The organism is Marisediminitalea oceani, assembly GCF_003731635.1.
GTDB classification, from domain to species: domain Bacteria; phylum Pseudomonadota; class Gammaproteobacteria; order Enterobacterales; family Alteromonadaceae; genus Alteromonas; species Alteromonas oceani.
Window position 1 is genome coordinate 128,753 of the sequence record NZ_RCUA01000032.1, and the last position, 20,048, is coordinate 148,800.

Here is a 20,048-nt window from a genome sequence, read left to right on the forward strand (position 1 = left end):
CTAATCAATATAAGTCTGATTTCTATATTAATATTTTGCTTGGGTTAACGCCAATGTAAACAGAAATACAGTTATAGAATTCACTGTTTTTGAGCCTCTGTTAATGAATATTAAGGGTTATATAGGTTAAAATCGTCTCAATATAGTCTCAATTCATATTCTGGACTGTGTATCATAATCAATGTAATTTTCCATGAATCTTAGTATCTCTTCTTCTACGTTCACATCGTTCGATATTGCGTAGAACAGGGCCTCAGCTTTATCTAATCTTTCCAACTGTTTTTGTTTATTATGAATGCGAATTTCCAAATTACGAATCAACTCTATATTGTTCATCTTTGCTGCTAATCCTTCACTTCGCGACAAAGCTAGATAGGGCCTCAAAGAGGTAATATTTGAGTGACCAGCTTTTTCCGCAGCGCGAATTAGAACATCTTGAGCCGCTAGTGGTTGCCCCTTTGCATCAAAGCCATCATAAGACCCCACGATATCGGTTAAGCCCTTTGCTCGCACTCTATGCCCTGTACCTTTAATGCGTGCGGTTTTCATAAGTCCTGATATTCTTCTAGATATGTAATCTTCGTTCAACTCAGTCCCTTTCACATGATCAATTAGTACTTCTTGAGGTTCTTGATAGGAAACTCCCCGTTTTCTTGCCCTTTTTTTGGCCGCAGAAACTACTTTTGCCCGGTCACCTTCAATGTAGTCCCTTATTGTTTCTATTGTTTCAGGTAGGAATTCTAAATCTCGTTTTTTACTACCTTTCCCAGTGACTTCAATATAGATAAGCATGTCATTGTCTTTATGTTCACCTATTTCATCCCAGTCAGGAATATCTGACAATTTGATTTGCAAGGCCTCCATTCGTCTAGCTGAACGCTCGAACAATGTCAAAATCAAAGAATCTCTAAAGCCAGTAATCTCGGATGATTCGAAGGCTTTTGCATGTAAAACCTCAATTTCGTCGTTCGTTGGAGTAGGTTGTGTTTTAGAGGACACCGAATGCATGTGGGGCCACACCCAGTTTCCTTTTTCTGACTTTTTAGCTGAGACTGAATAATTTCTATCGTCGTTGTAAATAGCGACATGACCTCGTACTACTTTGTTTCTCTCTGCCCACACTAAAAATTCAAATATTATGCGAAGTATATTGTATACATAAGTCCTCGCTTTCCCTTGCTCATCGAGATATTCATCTCTAAAATCTGTCAAATGATCATCAGTAGTGTCACACCAATTAAAATCATTTACCCTTGCGTCGAAAAATCGTAAAAATGTCTGTATTTGTTCAGCATAAGTATTCACTGAACTTCTTGCATCTTTTGAGTTAAGTGCCTTGTATATTAAGAAGTTAGTGACTGCTTCAATAACCCCTTGCTCGTTGAAAAAGACTGGTATGCCGCTTTGAGGCTTCTTTTTGAACGTTCCCTGGAGAAGGCAATCTTCATCGGTTGTCCTAAAAAATATCATGAAAAATATCCCTTAAGTTTATTAAGATAAAAGTCAAGTCCTTGCGTACGTTTACAAATAAATGGAGAGGATTCGATAGCTTGTTTTATTAATAGTTGTTCACCCACCAATACAACTTGCTTTACCCCTCTTGTGAGCGCTGTATATATCCACGTTCTATCGAGCATAGTTTTGGTAACAACGGGTATTATTACTCTGCGAAATTGAGAGCCTTGCGCTTTGTGGCATGTAATGGCGTAGCCCCATTGCAGGTTAATTATGTCATCCTCATCCAGTAATACTTCACCGGTATCAAAAATCACTGACATAACTGGAGCCGGCATGTTTTTATCAATGGCTTCTTGAATTTCTTCCGCACTTACTATCCGTTCGATTCGCCCCAACGAACCATTCATGATATCTTTTTTCCAGTTGTTAGCCGTTGAGATGACGATATCTCCAAGTTTAAATCCGGTTGGTTTTGGGATACTCTTTCCAACACTAATAAAAACCTGTTCTTTATTACCTGTATATAGGTCTGATAACCGCCTGTTTATACCTTGTGATCCCCACCCTTCGTCTCTAGTCGTTGGGCAAATGATCTTAGTATCAGCATTTTTGTCGTTTCCACCTAGCTCGCCAAAAATCAATTCTATGTCGTGCAGGATTGTCTCTTTGCTAGAAGGGTAGAGCGAAACACCGTTACCTAGTCCTTGATAGGCAGGGATATTACGCCATTTGCCTTGTCTGAAAGCCTGTGATATCAAGGGTATTCCTGTTGTTTCGTCTTGTCGCCAAACTTTTGTTAGATGCTTAACGGAAACACTAGGCTCATCAACCAAAGTATGGAATACCTTGCCTGCCCCAACAGGTGGTAACTGAGCAGCGTCTCCCACTAGCACAACTTTTTGACTTGCTTTTATACGCTTCAACACTCTTGTCATTGAATACAGATCAACCATTGAACATTCATCAATGATGATATGTGTCGCACTCTCAACTTGGCGTGAATTAAGTTTGTGCATGAAGCCCGCTATAGTAAATGATTCACAGCCAGTTGCCTCATGCATTCGCCTGGCTGCTCTGCCTGCCAATGCCATTTGGATTGCACTACCGTTTGTTTTTTTTAAAAAATAATGCAGCACTTCGAGCACGCTCGTTTTGCCAACGCCAGCGCCACCTGTAATGATTGTAAGTGGTTTAGATAACGCAGACAGAACAGCCTGAATTTGTTCATCAGTTAGCGTATAGTTGTTATCCTGCCATTGGATAAATAAGTCTTCTATTAACGGTGTTTTCAGTTCTTCCTTTTTTAAACAGCGCTTTGTAACGTCTTCAGCAATAAAGGTTTCCTGTAGTGATGCTCCCCGGCTTTGATACAGATCGTTGTGGAGCCTAAGGAAAGCACCATTAGAGTAGCTGTGCGATAAGGCTTTGGGTGCAAGCTTAGAGCCTATCAGCTTTTCAACGCCGCTGAGCAGTGAGCTTGCATTCAAGGCTGTATTGCCATCGCGTGTATATGCCGTAAATAGTACCTCCGCGACCGCTGCATGCAGACGTCTGGGATCATCTGCCGCAATGTTGAACTGGTTTCTTGAGATTTTGTCTATTTTCTTCCAAGAGATCATAAAAGCGATTAAGCGGTAAGGGTCGGATTCTATTTTTTGTACGGCATCGTTTTTGTAAAAGGCGGTCAATTTCCGGCCTAACCAAACGGGTAACCCGTAAACATCAAGCCATTCAACTAACTTTCCTTGCTTTTCCGCATGCCAACCTTGGATTAAGGTAAACGCCTTATGTTCTGAAACGCCCTGTACGCTAGTTAGAGCGTCTAAATCCTTACTTTCGAGGACATCATATATATCTGTTGAAAAAGCCTTATAAAGAGCTGTAGCGCATTTGATTCCAACGTTTACAAAAACTTCATTGAAAGCAATGTAAGAAATAAAGTTCTTACCTTTGGGCTGCATTTCAACGATTGATGTAGCTTTAATTTGATTTTCTACTTCGCCGGTGTACTTATTAATGAACTCACCATGCTCACGTCCTTGAACCTTGAATCGCTGCCCTTCATAGAGGCGAAAATCTGAGTCTGCAATCTTGCCCGTCAACAATACATTTAATTCTTCATCAGTCTTTTCACCGTCGTTACTAAGGACATATGCACTGAAGACGCAACCGTTGTTGCTCTTATATCTAATTCGGTTTACGACAACATTCTTTACAATACTTACCAAGGCAGGCGTCCTTGAACGGCTTGTTCATCATCAGACTCCAACCAACCTAATTCTAATAGTTTGTTTCTGTACTGGCTGTTTTCTTCCAGCAGTTGGGCGTTACGCTGTTCTAATTTCGATACACGTTGCATCAACAATTTCAAATCCTTGCTTTTTACTCCATGAGTCGGCTGGCGACGTGGTTTTATGCCTTTATCACGTAGCACTTTCTCGTATTCTGCAATGACTGTCTTGGCATGTTTATTCTGATTTGGCCAGTTTTGACTGCAACCAATCTGTTCACGTATCCATTCCCTACTTATACGGCCATTCATTAATTCAACAGTGTCATTATTGAAAGCCTCTCTTAGCAGTTTATCGAGACCAGCTTCGTAACTGCCCCTCTTTACCTGATTATCAGTCCGCATTTAAGTCACCCATACCAAAATCGAGCCTTGTCACTTTTGACCTAGGCTTACTTTCATATTGAATTAACTTTTTGCGCAGCGCCAAATTCTCTTCGCGTGCAACGTTGAGCGCAGACTTTAATTCTGCGATCTCTTCCTCCAGCCCTTGCTCTTTGCTTTTAAGTAAAGCAGTTTCTACTTTGAGTCGTTCTATCTCACTTGCATATTGGACATATTTATTGGCAGCATTTTGAAGAGCAGCATCGAGGTTATTGTTGACTCTTTTTAACTCTGTCTTGGTTGTCTTTCTTCTAGGCTTTCTCGGCTTAAGCAACTCTTTCAAAAGGGAGTCTATTCTCTTTATTGTGTTGCCATGAAGTTTATGATTCGTTGTAAAGGAACTTGGACTACCAATTCGTTCGATGCCAAGCTTCTGATTATCCCATTCACGAAGTTTATTTAAACTTTTGGGAAGTTCGATATCTGAAGTGCTTCCTGCTTTAATAGCCTTAAGCAGCTCGTATCTTTTGTTAATCTGCTCTGTGAGTCTTTGTGCCTTTTCTGCATTACTCACAAGGAGTCTCCAGCTCGAAGGGAGAAATCGATTCAGATTTGTTTAAAAAATCTTGGAGTGAAACAATTTTTAACGCTTGAACCTCTGCTAACACAGAATCCTTTGGTGCGCTATTAGCTGATTTGGTTCTAGTTTGGATTTCATCAGCAACCGCGTTTGGAAATCGGTCGGTATGGATACTAAAAGGGCATCCTCCACATCTTTCTATTGTGCCTTTGGATAGTTCTGGTATTCCATCTTGGTTCGCGCATCCTGAAAGTTTTGCCAGTGCAGTTTTCTTGGGACAGACGCATATTGTGCCCCATACTTGCTGTTTAAACTCAGCGCCCACTCGTCGTAAGTATCGCACCATTTTTTCGACGATCATTTCTCGCTCGTAAACGTCCACTTTTTTGTTGAAATGCTTTGACCAAGCTTCGAACTTTTTCTTAATCTTACCTCCGCTTTTGCCCCCCATTTTACGCTTTCCATTAATAGCATCTCTTATGAAAGCAGCAGTCCATGTCTCGCCAATATCGCGCATTTCTTTTAAGAACTTTTCGTCGGTTATATAACGCTTGGTCATTTCAATATTGAAGTGACGCAAGTGATGTGACAAGGCTCCAATATAAGCCCCTTCAAATCGGTAGAAATACAGTAACGCGAAAATCCTGCGATATTGATGGAATGAAAAATTCCACTCTTTCTCATTGCCATCAGGGAGATGGTATAAGTAAAAATCATTCAAGGCGTTTTTTACTACTTTATCGTTAAGCTGAACGATTTCGCCGGATGTCGCTCTATATTGCCAGATTGAATCATTCCCCGATTGAAACCTTGCTGATTCACTCAATTTTTCCAGTAAATCAACCGCTTTTTTTACCAACAAAGGAACGGGGCATAAATCATATCGTTGCAGTGTTTTTTCTATGTAAATCGTCAACCAATAGGCATTATCACCTCGGCCTTCATCTATACATTTATAGCCTAAATCGAAAATTTCTTCTTTTCGTCTTGCTGTAAGTGAAGCAATAACCGTAAAGCACGCAGCTGCTAATTGGCGTATGATATTTTCCAATGTGAATTCGTCGCGAAATTTGCAAACTCCATCACGCATTTTGACGTTTAGTCCTTTACTCAAAAGACGCTGGCTAGCAGTCTTTGAGTCAGCGTTGCTGTCATTCAAACTTATTATTTCATCGCCGTAATTTAGAACCCATTTGGCGCTTTCACTCATCATTGAGAATGCTAGCTTTGGTGGGATTGTTTTCGTTCTATTCGCTATTGTGCCGAGGTGACTCGCTACCTTGGAGCTGCTTGTTAAAAATGGCGCTTCGGCAAAATTCTTACAGGTGAAGTAATGCTGCCAAGACCAGATTTCTTCTAATGGTACGAGCTTTCTATGAACATCTTGCGAAGTTACAACGCTAGGGTTGAAATCCATCTCTTCTAAGACGTCTTCATACGACATACTCTGAAGGTCTCTTCCATTAAAATTATTTGCTATTTGAGTTTCAAACCAACTTATAATCTGTCCAGAATAGTGCGCGGGTTGCGTTGGAAGTGCTGCTACCCCAGCCATTTCATAGACGCTCCTTCTACTTACTCTTTTACCTTTGTTAAAGGGTAATCCGGCATCTGAGTTTACTGCTGATTTCAGATACGAAAATACTTTTTCAGGAATTCCTAATGCCAGCTCACTACCGAAAGCAATCTTTTTAGAGAACTCTTCAACGTGCCATCGCTTGACGTTAGAAAGTGAACGGATTTTATATTGACTAAGCCAGCATATGAATATTAGAAAAGATTTAAGCCTGAGTGCATGTACTCCTGCACCAATTACGGGGTTTTGTAACCTAAACACCTCTAAGTATTCGATAACTAACTGATAAAGTTCCCGGTTCTTGATGTCTGTTAACTTGCTCCCATCAAGCAATGTGCAATCTAGATTAACTTTTTTGGTCTGTCGATTTTCTCCTTGAACATCGATGATCTCAATGAGATTGTGTTCGAAAGTAATATTGGCTAACCAGGGCCACTTTTTCTGGTCATGAGCGTACTGTGAATCACGACAGCCGTTAATGAAAATATCTACTAATGCCAATTCACTCATTACCAAGGTTCCGGTAAATTGAAGTTATCGTCACTCATCTTTTGGTTAGCAATCTCCATAGCTGCTCTTTTAATTGAACTCAGTTTCCCTCTAGTCATTTTTTGTTCCAAAACAACAAAATAAAATGCTTGCCATGCCACCCAAACGTCTTCCCACCTATCAGAATTTTTGCTTAAAAATGCCTCTTCATGTTGTTCAAGAGATGTACGCCATATTATCATGTCTGAAATTGATTCCGGGTCTGCACTTACCCACATCCTTTTTTTGCTATCGTTGTGTTTACATTGAACGCAATGTTCAACCTCATTACATTTTGATGTTTTTCCTGACGAATCTATTATAATTCGATCGCTGCAATAAACGCCGAAACCAGTTCTTTGCGCACTTTTTCGTCTTGAATCCCATTCTTTTTCACTCATATTAAGCTTTGTATGCGGGTTGTCTTCACCTGATGTCATCACAAACTCGAGCGTTTTTTGGTAGTCCAAGATCTGGTTTTCCATTTTGATTCTATGTGGGAGTTTACTTGTGTAGCCTTCCGTTGTTGAACCTTGCTCGTGCTGTGCCATTAATTGAGCAACACCTAAGTTAGTGGGATCCTGTAGTTGGATGTCAAGCAGCACTGTTGGGCGCAACATGGACGGCACTAAGTTGAATTTTTCTAAGTAGCTTGAGGTATCACAAATCGCTTTAAAATCAGCTCGAAATGCAGACTCTTTAAGAAGTTGTAACTTGCCACTGTGAAAATACATGGCTAACGATGTAGTATCTGAGTCCACAGCCGCATTTACGGAGTTTAAAATTTTGGCTAAGTACTCAAGGGCGCTAACAGCACTGATGAGTTCATCGTCGGATGCTTTAACGGCTAGGTCATCATAAATAGCTTTTCCTTTTGAACGTTCTTTATGACCCACAACTTTCTTATGATATTCAACATTAGAGGCTTTTACACAATCCCTTGTCAAAGTTAGAGCTACAGAAACATTCGCACCACTCTCACACAGATAAAGCGTAAGGGCTGCGCTAATGGCTTCTCTGGTCGGAATTAGATGTGCTGCAACATGCTGTATTCCACCTACCAACGAGTACTTCTTGTTCCACATTTGGTATCCGGTAGTTGCTTCATTAGGTGGCGTACAAGAATACTCCGAACTTATGATCGCGAGAAGGTTACTTAGTGTTTTATCTTTATTGTTTTGTGGCAACACATTCGATAAATAGTCCTTCCAGCTCCTCAAGTTACTCGCTCTCTGCGCTAACTTTTTTGCAAACTCTTTGGTATCAACATTCGCAGCTCTTATTAACTCAGGGCCCTGCTCGAAGATATCCTTCCACTCCCGAAACATTCTGCTTGCCACTACGCGAATCTCAAGTAACCGGGATTGCGTAATTTCGTGGATAGCTTCGGTTAGATCTTCAGGCAAATCAGGAGTTGTCGCTTTTTCAAGCAATAGCGTGTTTAAAAAAGCTTGAGTATCATTGCCAGCGCGAATCTCAATGTCTCTGTATTTAGCTGCATCAAAGAGGACTTTTTCTATTAGATCTTTGTCTTTCTTTTTAACAGTTGCTTCAGCCAGTGAAGCTTTATGATTTCGATCATTACGGCTAGTTCTTCCTTTGGTTAAAAAAATGTACTTAGGTAGAACTCTCGCGCTACCGAATTCCGAAATAATTTTTAAGTTTGGATTACCCTTTGGATTTTCTTGAAGAATAGATGCCCTGTAACGCATACAAACTTCCCCAAAAAGTTGCTGCGAAATTTTCTTATCACTCTTCAGTAATTCAAACACCTCACTTTCTATATTGCTCGAATCCGCCAGCCATTCAAAAAAACGTTTGATATTTAGATATTTGTTCTTTGCACTGCTAGTTGCACAACTATTGGAAATTGCAATAAACGCTGTTCCTATTTTTTCGGCAAAACATAGTCCATAAAGATTTACTAATGATTGAAATGAATAAACCCTTTTATGTTTTACCGAAAAGGGCGTAGCACCCAAATTTATATGAGGAGCCCCAAAAACATTAAAGGATTTTTTCGTCTTACCCTTTTTTTGTGAGAGGTGAAGTTCACGAGTCCTTTGCTCAATCTGTGACATCAGGACTAGGCTCGATCTAATCTTGCCGACTCCTATATTTAACTTATCCGCCAACCATTTAATGCTGATCACCCGGGAAGATGAATCGAGAACAAGTCTCTCATCATTACAATCAAGGAGGAGTTTCAAATCTTCTAGATATACATCGCCTGAATACTGTGAATAGTTTTCAGATTGAATAATACAATCATACTCATTGAATAGTTTTTTTAACTTAGGGGCTCTTTGTTCTGCAATGGATGTACTTTGATTCTTAGGTAAACCAAAGTGGCTCATCACGGCCATTCGATTTAATTTACCGAGTTCATTCACTGGGAGTTTACGCTGATGTTTCAAAGATTCTAAGTATTGCCTGATGGCTGGCACTTCTTTTCCCCACCGTGTGCCTATGATTCCTTTATCATAAAGCTCATCATCAAACTCCTTTACCATCTTTCTCATCCACAGCCAACTCTCTGTACTTCTTAAGAGCGCTGATTCCGGCAAGTTGAATTTTTTTGCAAATGCTCGAAGTGATATGCGTCCCGCTTTATCCCCTTGTGGATTGAGCGGTATTTTTCGGGGCGATTGCCGTAGTGAATCTAATAGCTGATTTAGTCGTTTTGGAGTGCCAAACTCTAAATTTATTCCGGCGATTTCCCCCTCATTCTCAAGCAGTTCAGATTCAAAGCTATCAATTGTACCTTTTACCCATTCATATTTTTTGAGTTTGTTATAATTTGAAAGTGAATTGTGTTGAAATCCAAATTCCTTTTCTATTATCTTTCTAGCAATTTTTCCCTTGTGGATAGGCAAAGCTCGCTTTTCAAGCAAACTTGTTAACAGTCCCCTTAACTTATTGGGTGTATCGTACGTCTCGAACCCCGCCATTAGAACTTAAACCGCTACAGGAGCAGCGATTGCAGGATGCGGGTCGTAACCGACCAACTCGAAGTCGTCGATAGTGTAATCGAACAAAGAAGCTGGTTTGCGTTTAATCTTCAATGTAGGAAATGTTTTTGGCTTTCGTTGCAACTGTTCATCCACCTGTTTGATATGATTCATATAAATGTGAACATCCATACCAAACCATACTATCTCGCCCACATCATACCCTGTCTGTTGAGCAAGCAAGCTTGTTAAGAAAGCCAAATTCGCGACGTTAAAGGGCTGCCCCAAAAATCCATCAGCGGATCTTTGCACTAATGCTCCAGATAATTTATTGGTATTAGGTTCGACAAAAAACTGATAATGCTTGTGACAGGGGGGGAGTGCCATCTTGTCCAACTCACCCACATTCCAGCCATCAAAGAGAATCCGTCTTGAATAAGGGTTATTTCTTAGCATATCAACGACTTGTGAAACTTGGTCTATCTCCTTACCGTCCTCAGTTCGCCACTTTCGCCACTGCTTACCATATACTGGACCAAGGTCTCCCCACTTATCTGCAAACTCCTGGCTGTCTAGCACACGCTGTTCAAACTCCTTCATCGATATCGACCGATCAGCACTATCACCAGGCTGAGCTTCTATAAACTTTTTATATGGCCAATCACTCCAGATATGTACATTTTGCTGAACTAACTCACGAATATTTGAGCCTCCCGACAGCATCCATAACATCTCTTTAAACGCTGTTTTCCAATACACCCTCTTTGTTGTAAAGACAGGAAAGCCTTTCGAAAGGTCGAATCGCATAGTGTGTCCAAATATAGCTTTCGTGCCTACCCCAGTTCGGTCTACTCTCTCACTTCCACTCTCAAGTATGAGTTTCAGCATATCCAAGTATTGATCTTCAGGATGTAAGTTTTTCATTTAGTTTCATTACCTTTTAGCTGCAAAGATTAATATAGAGTATCTAAGTCTCGATACTAGATTACTTCACAACATTTGTTAGCATTTATTCGAGAGCTTATAATAGTGACGTGGTGGTCTTTAGCTTCAATTCATTAAGTTCTTTAGGTCTACCAAATGTATTCTTTTTAACTATGTTCCCCTTTACCTCTCTCACCTTTTTAAATCACGTACAATTTTCATGCAGGCACGAAGCTGTCAGATCGAGTATGAATCAAGATACCTTAAATACCGGTTCAGACCACTGCCCAAAAGTGAACATCTTATAAGTATTGGTTCCGGGATAGACCAAAACAGGCGTTGGGTTATAGTCATTGGTAGGCTTGAATCTAGCTACCAAATCAACAATAACTTTCATTGCTTTTTCTTCCTCTTCTATCACTTTGGCGTCATCTATATCTCTACTGAAATTTTTTTCATATCTTCTACGCAAATCGAGCGAGGCACCCTTTTTCACATAATGTATATCATGATGTGTGGGCTTAAAAAGATAACCAATTTTAAAACTCATTGAAGATTACTCCCAAGTGAATTGCAATTTCATTCCGGCGATTTTTTAGTAGCTACCGACCACCTCAGAGACTGGCATCGGCTCTACAGAACTTCTACCTACCACGTATACACTCATTATATAAATATAGGGCCAGAGATAAAAAAATCAAGAAATAAAACCCCGTAATCATATTGATTATTATGGCTTTTTTGTTTCATGCCGAGACGATTTACATTCACTCAATTGAGTCATAAATAGTCACTTTAGAGGTTGAGAGTGGTCTGGAGCGGACATCAGGCCGATTGCCCTCGTACGACTTATTTGTACGTGAACCGGACCTTAGCTTTAACCAGCGCTTTAATCTATCTTCCTAATCGAAATAGATAGTTGTTATAGTGGGATAACGACATAAACAGTCGATGATATGACTGACGACTTAGGGTTATAAATGGATTTCGAAAAACTTGTTGGTTACCTTTCGAGAGGAAAACTCCAAAAAGTACATTTAGTAAAAAATCAAAGGTGTGTTTCTGGTGCAATTGAGTATTTTAATATCAGTATTGAAGCCGCTAACGGTGAAATTACTAATTTCAATGTACTAAAAAGTAATGCTGTCCTATTTAATTATTGTTTGAAGGTAGCTAACGAACAAGGTGTTGAAGTGCGAGAAAGCAATGCTGAAATAGAGAGTGGATATGTTATTGAAGACGTCGGAGATATGCTTCCAGACGAATCTATGCTCTGGCGCTACATGGATTTCAGTAAGTTCTTAGACTTGATAACATCTTCGTGTATTTGGATGTGCAGGATGGATATATTGCAAGCAACAGATCCTATGGAAGGACGAATTCCTGACTCCGAGTTTATCGCACTAAAATCTCACCTTCATGCCGTAAATTGGGCTCCAGTGTCTTATGGAAATGGAAAGCATGTATTTGGTGGCCAAAACACATCATTAGAACCGAAAATGAAGAGCCTTACTCAAGCACAGATAGCTGATTCTAACTACTCATTGCAAGAAGAACTAGAATACCATCGACCAAGTAATCTATATATAAATTGCTGGCATATAAGTGAGCATGAAAACAACGCTATGTGGTCTATTTATGGGAAAGTTTCAAATAGTTTAGCGATTGTCACCAACTATTCGGCCCTTAAGAAAAGCTTTGGTGCAGATAAGAACTTCAAGTTGCATGCTGGTGTTGTCAATTATATTGATTATGAAAATGAAGGTTTTAAACTTCCTATAACCTCAGGACGATTTGGGCGTGTATTGACCAAAGAAAGAGCGTACGCTGATGAAAGAGAGTTACGTATTTTCTTTGAAGACCATGGAATGGTTAATGATTTAATTGATACAACAGTTCCGTTTGATTATTTTCCTTCTGAAGAACTAATCAAGGACTATAAACAGGGAGTTAAACCTGAGGTAGATTTGAATATCTTAATCGAGAGAATAATAATTAATCCAGATGCTGACCTTGAGTTTGTTAATAAAGTTAAAAATACTGTAGGTGACTTACTTCCCAAGCTTGATCCCACAAAGATAGTACAATCGTCTTTAAAAGCCTATAAACCTCAAAAGCCCAGACCATTCGATTACCCATAATGATTAGAAGTAGAAGGTTGCTTTTGACCAAATTGCGTATTCCGATTTACTTGAACGGCCATTCCGGTTTTATTTGAACACTTCAGATCAACGCATCGTTGGCTAGTCGATTTTTACCTTAAGTGTTCAAGTGGCGTCAACGGTTGCCAGTGTTTTTCTCATTGATTCCCCTTTTAGCTTTATCCGGTGAGCGTTGTGCATCAGGCGGTCGAGGATGGCGTCAGCCAGCGTGTTATCACCGATGGATTGATACCACTGGTCAGTGGGTAACTGGCTGATGAGGATAGTTGAGCTGCTGCCGTGGCGATCATCCATGATCTCCATCAGGTCGTTGCGCTGCGCCGCTTTTAGCGGCTCCAGTCCCCAGTCATCCAGGATGAGCAGGTTGAGTTTAGCCAGGCTTTTAAGCTTCTTGCTGTATGTACCATCGGCTTTGGCCTGGGTGAGTTCCATGAGCAGACGACTTACCCGGTAGTATTTCACCGTGTAGCCTTTCAGGCAGGCGGTGTTAGCGAGTGCACAGGCGATATAGGTCTTCCCGGTGCCACACGGCCCGGTGAGTAACAGGTTTTGCTGCCGTTGTAGCCAGTCGCATTGCAGTAGCCCAGTCATGACACTTTTTTGCAGACCGCGTGGATGCTGGTAGTCGATATCATGGGCGTTGGCCGCGAGTTTCAGTTGCGCCTGTTTCAGCAGGCGCTGTTGTTTACGGTTATCCCGTTCATGGATTTCCTGGTCGGTCAGCAGTTGCAGGCGTTCGGCGAAGCATAAGTCCTGATACTGGCCCGGTTGTTCCAGTTGCTGACTCAGTGCTTTAGCCATGCCACTGAGTTTAAGTTGGTGCAGCTGTGAGAGTGTGGTACTTAGCATGGGTTTTCTCCTTAGTGGAAGCTCTGTGGGCCACGGATATTCTCGTGGTGTTGAGGGAGTGTCAGGGTGTCCTGGCTGGATTCGCTGATGAGCTTGTCCTGATTGCTGTTTAAGATGTCTTTTAGCTGTTGCAAGCGATAGAGCTGATGCTGATTAGCCAATTTACAGGCGGCATTGAGCCGTTGCGGTGGATACTGACTGGCTAATCGCAATGCGCCCAGGCAGACGCGGAACGCCTGCTGGGGATGTGGTTTACGCTGAAGCTGTGCTTTCACCCAGAGAAGCACGTCACCCCCGATGTCCTTCGCCCAGTTCATCAGGCTGCCTTCGCTCACTTTGTGGTAATGCTGGTGTTGTGCGGGCATGTGTTGCGGTGTGGTGGTAAAGCCGTAACGGTCAGTGCGGGGATGGCTGGCCACGCGTTTGCCCTGGAAGTAGATTTCTACCAGGCGTGGCTTGGCGTGAAGCTCCACTTTCTCACCCACCAGTTGATGCGGCACCGAGTACAGATGATTCTCATACTGCACATGGTAATCGATGTTCACCTTAGCATTGCGGATGTCGGTGTATTCATAGGCATAGCGCGGCAGTGGTTTTAAGGCAGGCTTGTCCAGTTCATCGAACCACTGCTGACGCGTGCCAGCCATTTGCTTAAAGGGCTTATTATTCACCTCTGTCAGCAAGGCGCGGATGCACTGGTTCAGCTCATGTAGTGAGAAGAAGGTGTGATGGCGAAGCCGGGCTAATATCCACCGTTCGATGATTTGTACACCCACTTCGGCCTTAGCTTTATCTTTGGGTTTATAAGGTCTGGCGGGCACAATCGCCGTATCATAATGAGCTGCCAGTTGCTGATAAGCGGGATTGATATCCGGGTCGCTTTTACAAGCTTTGGTGACGGCACTTTTTAAGTTATCCGGCACCACCATGGTGGGTACACCACCGAGATAGTCGAAGGCCCGCACATGGCTGCCCAGCCAGTCTTGTAAGCCTTGCGTCCAGGTGGCTTCGGCGTAGTAATAACTGCTTGCGCCCATGGCCGCGACGAAGATTTGTGCATAACGGATTTCGCCTGTTAGCGGATTGACCACAGGCATGGTTTGTCCCGCATAGTCCACGAACAACACGTCACCCGCCCGGTGATGCTGGCGCATGGAGCGGCGCTGTTTCTTCAACCAATGCAGATAACGGTCACAGAACTGGGAGTAACTGTAACAGCGATTGGGGTATTGCTGGGTGTATTCTTCCCACAACAGCAGTTTGGTCACGCCCTTGCGGCTTAGTTGCTTACGCAAGTCTGCCCAGTCTGGCTCCTGGAATCGTTTGGCATGGCGGGTATCGGCTTGCGGGTAAAAGCGGCGAGCTAACTGCGCATCATCCAGTTCATCCGGCAGTGGCCAGGACAAGTTCATCCCCCTGGCTTTGTTGAGCAGTGTTTGGATGCTGCCAACACTGACTTTGGTGCTGCGGTGGATCTCGCGGATACTCAATCCCGCGGAGAAATGCAGCCTTAAAACCTCTCTGATTTTACGCATTGTAATCCTTTTCAAACCTAACCCTCACTCGCCAACGAAAAGCCAGTGGTTAAGTTATCAAAATAATAGTGATTTCAATGCGTTGAAATGATTCCGGTGTACTTGAACACCGATTCCGGAAATCAGCACAAAAGTGTACTAAATAAATCCGGAATCAGTGTTCAAATGATTCCAGAATAGGTGTTCAAGTGTTTCCGGAATCGCTGTTCAGATCAGGCCGGAATATGCACAAATGAAGAAATCCATGGTAAAAGCCTGACCTTCCGCTGTTTGTCTATTAATGCCCGTCATCGGCGGCTCCGTAAGTATAGCAGACGTTTTGCCTTGCCGATGAAAACACAGAATATGGTTTTTCAAGGGAAACGAGTTACTATGGAGTATCAGTAGTAAGCTGTAATACTTCAAAAAACAGGTATTGCGCACATCTTAATTCTTTGACGAATTGTATTCATTCATCGCATTGACATAAATAGAGAGTGGGAAATGGAAACACACAGGCTTTTTGATTCATACCCTTGTGCTAGTGAATTCGAAATGATACTTCGACAGATTGAAATTGCGTCCGATAGCTCAGCTAAAATCCGTTTGTTTAGAGGGCAAAAAGCTGGGTATCCATTGATACCGAAAGTAGCCAGAAAGAATCCTCAATCAATTACCCAAGAGATAGAAATTCAATTGATGAGAGAGTTCCGGCGTCAGCTAGCTCAATCGGAACACATCTCAAATATGAACGAATGGGATACTTTGGTGTACGGTCAACATTTCGGCTTGGCAACTAGGTTGTTAGATTGGACTACAAACCCGCTAGTTGCAACGTGGTTTGCATTAAAACGTACTCATTATGAAAAATCTGAAAAAGGCTTTTTATTCATTTTAGAAACTAATGAATCGATAGTTGATGAAAATACACTTTGTAAGTCACCATTTGATATAGAAAAAACGAGAGTTTTAAAGCCGAGCCTCAACAATTCAAGAATTATCGCACAAAGCGGCTGGTTCACCGTACACGCTAACTATAAGGGCGATCTTGGTTTTTGCAACTTAGCAGATGATGAGAGATCTGGAATCAAAATATCGGTAATAGGTATTTCTGATTACAGACAGAAAATAATCTCAAAGCTCAATTTGCTAGGAGTAAATGATATTTCGGTATTTCCGGGACCTGAGGGGGTAGCCAACCATATAAATTGGGAGTTTAACCACTGGTTATAACAAGCCCATGCATGGTGGGCCTAAACTGTTTGAGCAGGGCTTAAAAGTCCACTCTTTGTCTAGCTGGCGGTGAGAGAACCATTGTTGAACGATCACTATCTTCGTCAAGCGGACATTTAATTCTATTTCTTCTGAAAACCCATTCATGGTTTTTCATGGCAAACGGATGTTACTATGAAGTCCCAGTTATAATCTGTTAGGCATAAAAATTAAATGGAAATTATTTCAGATAAATGCATTAAAAAATTTCTTGAAACTGCCCCCCTATATTCATGGAATGAGTTCAAAAAGCCCAACATAAATAGGAGTAGTCTCTGGATCGAGGAAATCGATTCGTTTTGTCAGACGTGCAATCAAGTAAGACCCTTTCAAGACATGAGGTCAAGAGGTGGACTTATTGGTACGGAACTTAAAGCACTTTCAACTGGTACGTCATATTTTCAATTCTCTTGTGCTTCTTGCCGCGGAAATCAGCATGAATATTTAGTCGAGCAAATTGTTACTGACGAAACAATAAAGATTCAAAAATATGGTGAACGCCCTAGGAAAAAGCTGGAGAGAGACCCATTTCTACAAGATTTCTTTGATAATGACTCTGAGTGCTACGAAAAAGCTGTTGTATGCATTTCTAATGGCTATGGAATAGCTGCTTTTGCTTATATGAGAAGAATTATCGTAAGCGTCACTAAATCGACCTCTATTTTCTTTGCATCAAACGCGTAACACTTATTCCTGATGTTAACTACACAGGAAAAAGACAATGAATGAACGCGAACAAAACTGGCAAAGCGTGGTTGAGGCATGGCAGTCGAGTCATTTATCGGGGGCTGCATTCTGCCGAGAGCACGGGTTAGTGTACCATCAGTTTCAATATTGGCAGCAAAAGTTGAGGGACAGCGAGAGTGGTGATAAAGCGTGTCGGGTTAAGACCCACCAATTGGTGCCGGTGCAAGTAGCTCACCGTGCTAATACCAGTGAAGTGCCGTTGCAATTGCAGTTACCGAATGGACTGGTCATTCGTGATGTGACCCTCAGTAATATTGATACGGTCACGCAATTATTGAAACAGTTATGAAGGCGCGTTATTTACGACCCGCACTGGCACTGCCACAGATTTACCTCTACCGTGACCCGATTGATTTTCGCAAACAAGCACATGGGTTGGCGGTCTTGGTAGAGCAAGAGTTAGGGCATAATCCCTTTACCGGCGCGCTTTATGTGTTTTCTAACCGTCAGCGTAATAAAATCAAATGTCTGATGTGGGAAGATAACGGTTTTGTGCTGTATTACAAAGCCTTGGCAGAAGAAAAATTCAAATGGCCTAGGCCAGACGATGACTTGCTGTTATTGACGGGGGAACAAATGAATTGGCTGTTGGATGGGTATGATATTAGCCTGCTTAAAGGGCATAAAAAGTTGCATTATGAGGCAATAAATTAGCGCGTTTTAGGGTGAGATTTGGTATAATCTCGCCATGAAAAAGACAGGCAAAAAGCAAGATAAAACAGTTGATTACAGTGGTTTAACTGCCGCTGAATTGTTGGCTGTGCTAGCCCAAAAAGAGGGGTTGCTTGCTGATGCCTGCCAACAGCGTGACAGTGCGCTTAGTGAGCGCGATAGCGCGGTTAATGAGCGTGATACCGCGCTTGCTCAACGTAACAACGCCATAGTAGAACGTAACGACGCTATTGCTCAGCGTGACAAATACAAAGCACTCACCGATGAATTACTGCGTTTAGCCAAAATCCAACGCTTTGGCGCAAGCAGTGAAAAACACCCCCACCAAATTAACCTGTTTGATGAAGCTGAGCTTGAAGCCGCCATTGATGATTTACGCGAACAGGTGCCGGAAGAAACACACACGCCTGCACACACCACAACAAACAAAAAGAAGACCCGCAATCGTGGTTTCTCGGCGACGCTAAACCGTATACGTCGTGAATGGTTATTGAGCGACGAAGAAAAAGCCGGTGCAAGTAAAACCTTCTTCAGCAAAGTGAAAGAAGAATTAGAATATATCCCTGCGCAACTCAATGTGGTTGAGATATGGCAAGAAAAGGCGGTATTCGACACACAGCAGGATGAACACATGGTGGCGGCTGCCCGTCCTACACATCCCTTAGGTAAATGTATCGCGACCACTTCACTATTGGCGTACATCATTACCTCAAAATACGCTGACGGGTTACCCCTCTATCGCCTCAATAACATGCTCGCCCGTTTAGGCCATGAGATTGGTCGTAATACCATGGCCAATTGGGTTATCCGACTCGACGAGGTGTTTCACCCCTTAATCAAACTGGCCCGCGAACAACAAAATCAGGGCAACTATATTCAAGCCGATGAAACACGTATTCAAGTCTTAGACGAAGCCGGTAAAAGTCGTCAAAGTGACAAATGGATGTGGGTGACCCGAGGCGGCCCACCGGATAAACCGACAGTGCTGTTTGACTATGACCCTTCACGCGCCGGTCAGGTTCCTGCACGTCTACTCGATGGATTTAACGGTGTCTTGCAAGTGGACGGCTATGCGGGTTACGCCAAAGTCTGTCGCGAGCGTCAATTACCCCGTATTGGCTGTATGGACCATGCGCGACGTAAATTTATTGAAGCCAGTCGAGCGGGCACGCCCAGCCATAAAAACAGTAAAAAAGGCGCGCCCTCTAAAGCCGATGTTGCGATTGGCTATATCCGAAAGCTATACGCCATTGAAAGGAAAATTGCTGACTTGAGCAGTGACGAAAAATACCGTGCACGGCAAACCTTAGCTGTGCCTATTCTGCACGAATTTAAACCGTGGCTTGAGCGTAATCTGCCCAAGGTACTGAAAGATTCACTGACCTACAAAGCCATATTCTATATGCTTAATCAGTGGGATACGCTTGTTGCTTATTGCGACTACGGCTACGTCAATATCAGTAATGCCCTAGCGGAAAATGCCATTCGACCGTTCGCTGTAGGCCGACGAAATTGGTTGTTCGCAGATTCATCGCGAGGTGCAAACGCCAGTGCGACCTGTTACTCGCTCATTGAAACGGCCAAAGCTAACGGTGTTGAGCCATCAAGTTACATCAAATATGTGCTAGATAATATTGCCGATGCCACGACAGTTGAAAAATTAGAAGCATTATTACCTTGGAATGTGCCAAAAACTGCGTAAAGTGCTGATTTAAGATCGCTTACGAATTATCGAAAGAAACATAAATGAGTTGCTTAGCCTAATTAAGGAAGATGTTAAAGTTTCTGAAAGTGAAAGCCCAGTTTTAGCAAAATTGGCCGAGCTTAGAGCTGAATCACCAATGAGCAACAAGATAATAATCGCCAATCATGCATTGCCAAACTATCTAATTCCTTCTGGACTGAATCCCTTAGGTAGATTGTATAAAGTTCTTAGCGAGGGCGTTCACAGCTACGATGACGGGGAATGTCTAGAGAGAGCTAAAGCTATTCAAGCTTGCACTAAATATCTAATCAGCGAGCTTGCTACCAGAAAGAAAAACAGGGAGTCGTTTAAAAACCTAATAGGTAGACTGTAGTAGCCTAAAGGCCCTGCTGTCGGACAATTTTCCGTTGTAATCTAAATTTGCCGTAGAGACCGAAAGTAAAGCAGCTGTTCATGTGTGTAATACCTAACGACAGGAATGAGTGATTTTGGGATA

General features: G+C 42.2%; 16 protein-coding genes. 6 read left to right on the plus strand and 10 right to left on the minus strand.

Annotated features, from left to right (window positions below):
- Positions 1–153: 153 nt before the first annotated feature.
- From D9T21_RS10010 to D9T21_RS10045, 8 genes are all read right to left on the minus strand, one after another.
- Complete coding sequence (locus D9T21_RS10010) at positions 154–1,470, minus strand: site-specific integrase (protein WP_123324814.1); 1,317 nt, start codon at positions 1,468–1,470, stop codon at positions 154–156.
- Complete coding sequence (locus tag D9T21_RS10015) at positions 1,467–3,686, minus strand: AAA family ATPase (RefSeq protein ID WP_123324815.1); 2,220 nt, start codon at positions 3,684–3,686, stop codon at positions 1,467–1,469. Before D9T21_RS10015 ends, D9T21_RS10010 begins: the two co-directional genes overlap by 4 nt.
- A complete protein-coding gene (locus D9T21_RS10020; protein ID WP_123324816.1) occupies positions 3,680–4,093 on the minus strand; it encodes a hypothetical protein in 414 nt (137 codons plus the stop codon). Before D9T21_RS10020 ends, D9T21_RS10015 begins: the two co-directional genes overlap by 7 nt.
- Positions 4,083–4,646, minus strand: a complete 564-nt coding sequence (locus D9T21_RS10025) for a hypothetical protein (RefSeq protein ID WP_123324817.1) — start codon at positions 4,644–4,646, stop codon at positions 4,083–4,085. Before D9T21_RS10025 ends, D9T21_RS10020 begins: the two co-directional genes overlap by 11 nt.
- Positions 4,639–6,738 (minus strand): site-specific integrase, encoded by a 2,100-nt coding sequence (locus tag D9T21_RS10030; RefSeq protein ID WP_123324818.1) that lies wholly within the window; start codon positions 6,736–6,738, stop codon positions 4,639–4,641. Before D9T21_RS10030 ends, D9T21_RS10025 begins: the two co-directional genes overlap by 8 nt.
- A complete protein-coding gene (locus tag D9T21_RS10035) occupies positions 6,738–9,650 on the minus strand; it encodes a hypothetical protein (RefSeq protein WP_164464637.1) in 2,913 nt (970 codons plus the stop codon). Before D9T21_RS10035 ends, D9T21_RS10030 begins: the two co-directional genes overlap by 1 nt.
- A 63-nt stretch (positions 9,651–9,713) precedes the next feature.
- A complete protein-coding gene (gene thyA, locus D9T21_RS10040) occupies positions 9,714–10,631 on the minus strand; it encodes a thymidylate synthase (protein ID WP_123324820.1) in 918 nt (305 codons plus the stop codon).
- A gap of 253 nt (positions 10,632–10,884) precedes the next feature.
- Positions 10,885–11,181, minus strand: coding sequence for a hypothetical protein (locus tag D9T21_RS10045; RefSeq protein WP_123324821.1), 297 nt, complete (start codon positions 11,179–11,181; stop codon positions 10,885–10,887).
- A gap of 430 nt (positions 11,182–11,611) precedes the next feature.
- Between D9T21_RS10045 and D9T21_RS10050 the strand changes: the two genes are divergently transcribed.
- Positions 11,612–12,772 (plus strand): hypothetical protein, encoded by a 1,161-nt coding sequence (locus D9T21_RS10050; protein WP_123324822.1) that lies wholly within the window; start codon positions 11,612–11,614, stop codon positions 12,770–12,772.
- A gap of 126 nt (positions 12,773–12,898) precedes the next feature.
- On the opposite strand, the gene istB is transcribed toward D9T21_RS10050, so the two are convergent.
- Entirely contained in the window at positions 12,899–13,642 is a 744-nt protein-coding gene (istB, locus tag D9T21_RS10055; RefSeq protein WP_123324823.1) for an IS21-like element helper ATPase IstB, read from the minus strand.
- A gap of 11 nt (positions 13,643–13,653) precedes the next feature.
- Positions 13,654–15,177, minus strand: a complete 1,524-nt coding sequence (gene istA, locus D9T21_RS10060) for an IS21 family transposase (protein WP_123324824.1) — start codon at positions 15,175–15,177, stop codon at positions 13,654–13,656.
- Between the two features lie 483 nt (positions 15,178–15,660).
- Between istA and D9T21_RS10065 the strand changes: the two genes are divergently transcribed.
- The 5 genes from D9T21_RS10065 to tnpC all read left to right on the plus strand — a co-directional run bounded on the left by D9T21_RS10065 (position 15,661) and on the right by tnpC (position 19,549).
- Positions 15,661–16,389, plus strand: a complete 729-nt coding sequence (locus tag D9T21_RS10065; RefSeq protein ID WP_123324825.1) for an FRG domain-containing protein — start codon at positions 15,661–15,663, stop codon at positions 16,387–16,389.
- A gap of 213 nt (positions 16,390–16,602) precedes the next feature.
- Positions 16,603–17,112 carry a hypothetical protein gene (locus D9T21_RS10070; RefSeq protein ID WP_123324826.1) on the plus strand — a complete coding sequence of 170 codons (510 nt, stop codon included), beginning with the start codon at positions 16,603–16,605 and terminating at the stop codon, positions 17,110–17,112.
- Between the two features lie 37 nt (positions 17,113–17,149).
- On the plus strand, positions 17,150–17,464 hold the full coding sequence (tnpA, locus tag D9T21_RS10075; protein ID WP_123324827.1) for an IS66 family insertion sequence element accessory protein TnpA: 315 nt from the start codon (positions 17,150–17,152) through the stop codon (positions 17,462–17,464).
- Positions 17,461–17,829, plus strand: coding sequence for an IS66 family insertion sequence element accessory protein TnpB (gene tnpB, locus D9T21_RS10080; RefSeq protein WP_123324828.1), 369 nt, complete (start codon positions 17,461–17,463; stop codon positions 17,827–17,829). Before tnpA ends, tnpB begins: the two co-directional genes overlap by 4 nt.
- Positions 17,830–17,863: 34 nt before the next feature.
- Positions 17,864–19,549 (plus strand): IS66 family transposase, encoded by a 1,686-nt coding sequence (tnpC, locus tag D9T21_RS10085; protein WP_123324829.1) that lies wholly within the window; start codon positions 17,864–17,866, stop codon positions 19,547–19,549.
- Positions 19,550–20,048 lie beyond the last annotated feature (499 nt).

Coding starts and splice junctions, on each gene's coding strand:
- D9T21_RS10010 (WP_123324814.1), bottom strand. CDS start 1,470: ATGATATTTTTTAGGACAACCGATGAAGATTGCCTTCTCCAGGGAACG.
- D9T21_RS10020 (WP_123324816.1), bottom strand. CDS start 4,093: ATGCGGACTGATAATCAGGTAAAGAGGGGCAGTTACGAAGCTGGTCTC.
- D9T21_RS10030 (WP_123324818.1), bottom strand. CDS start 6,738: ATGAGTGAATTGGCATTAGTAGATATTTTCATTAACGGCTGTCGTGAT.
- thyA (WP_123324820.1), bottom strand. CDS start 10,631: ATGAAAAACTTACATCCTGAAGATCAATACTTGGATATGCTGAAACTC.
- D9T21_RS10045 (WP_123324821.1), bottom strand. CDS start 11,181: ATGAGTTTTAAAATTGGTTATCTTTTTAAGCCCACACATCATGATATA.
- D9T21_RS10050 (WP_123324822.1), top strand. CDS start 11,612: ATGGATTTCGAAAAACTTGTTGGTTACCTTTCGAGAGGAAAACTCCAA.
- istB (WP_123324823.1), bottom strand. CDS start 13,642: ATGCTAAGTACCACACTCTCACAGCTGCACCAACTTAAACTCAGTGGC.
- istA (WP_123324824.1), bottom strand. CDS start 15,177: ATGCGTAAAATCAGAGAGGTTTTAAGGCTGCATTTCTCCGCGGGATTG.
- D9T21_RS10065 (WP_123324825.1), top strand. CDS start 15,661: ATGGAAACACACAGGCTTTTTGATTCATACCCTTGTGCTAGTGAATTC.
- D9T21_RS10070 (WP_123324826.1), top strand. CDS start 16,603: ATGGAAATTATTTCAGATAAATGCATTAAAAAATTTCTTGAAACTGCC.
- tnpA (WP_123324827.1), top strand. CDS start 17,150: ATGAATGAACGCGAACAAAACTGGCAAAGCGTGGTTGAGGCATGGCAG.
- tnpB (WP_123324828.1), top strand. CDS start 17,461: ATGAAGGCGCGTTATTTACGACCCGCACTGGCACTGCCACAGATTTAC.
- tnpC (WP_123324829.1), top strand. CDS start 17,864: ATGAAAAAGACAGGCAAAAAGCAAGATAAAACAGTTGATTACAGTGGT.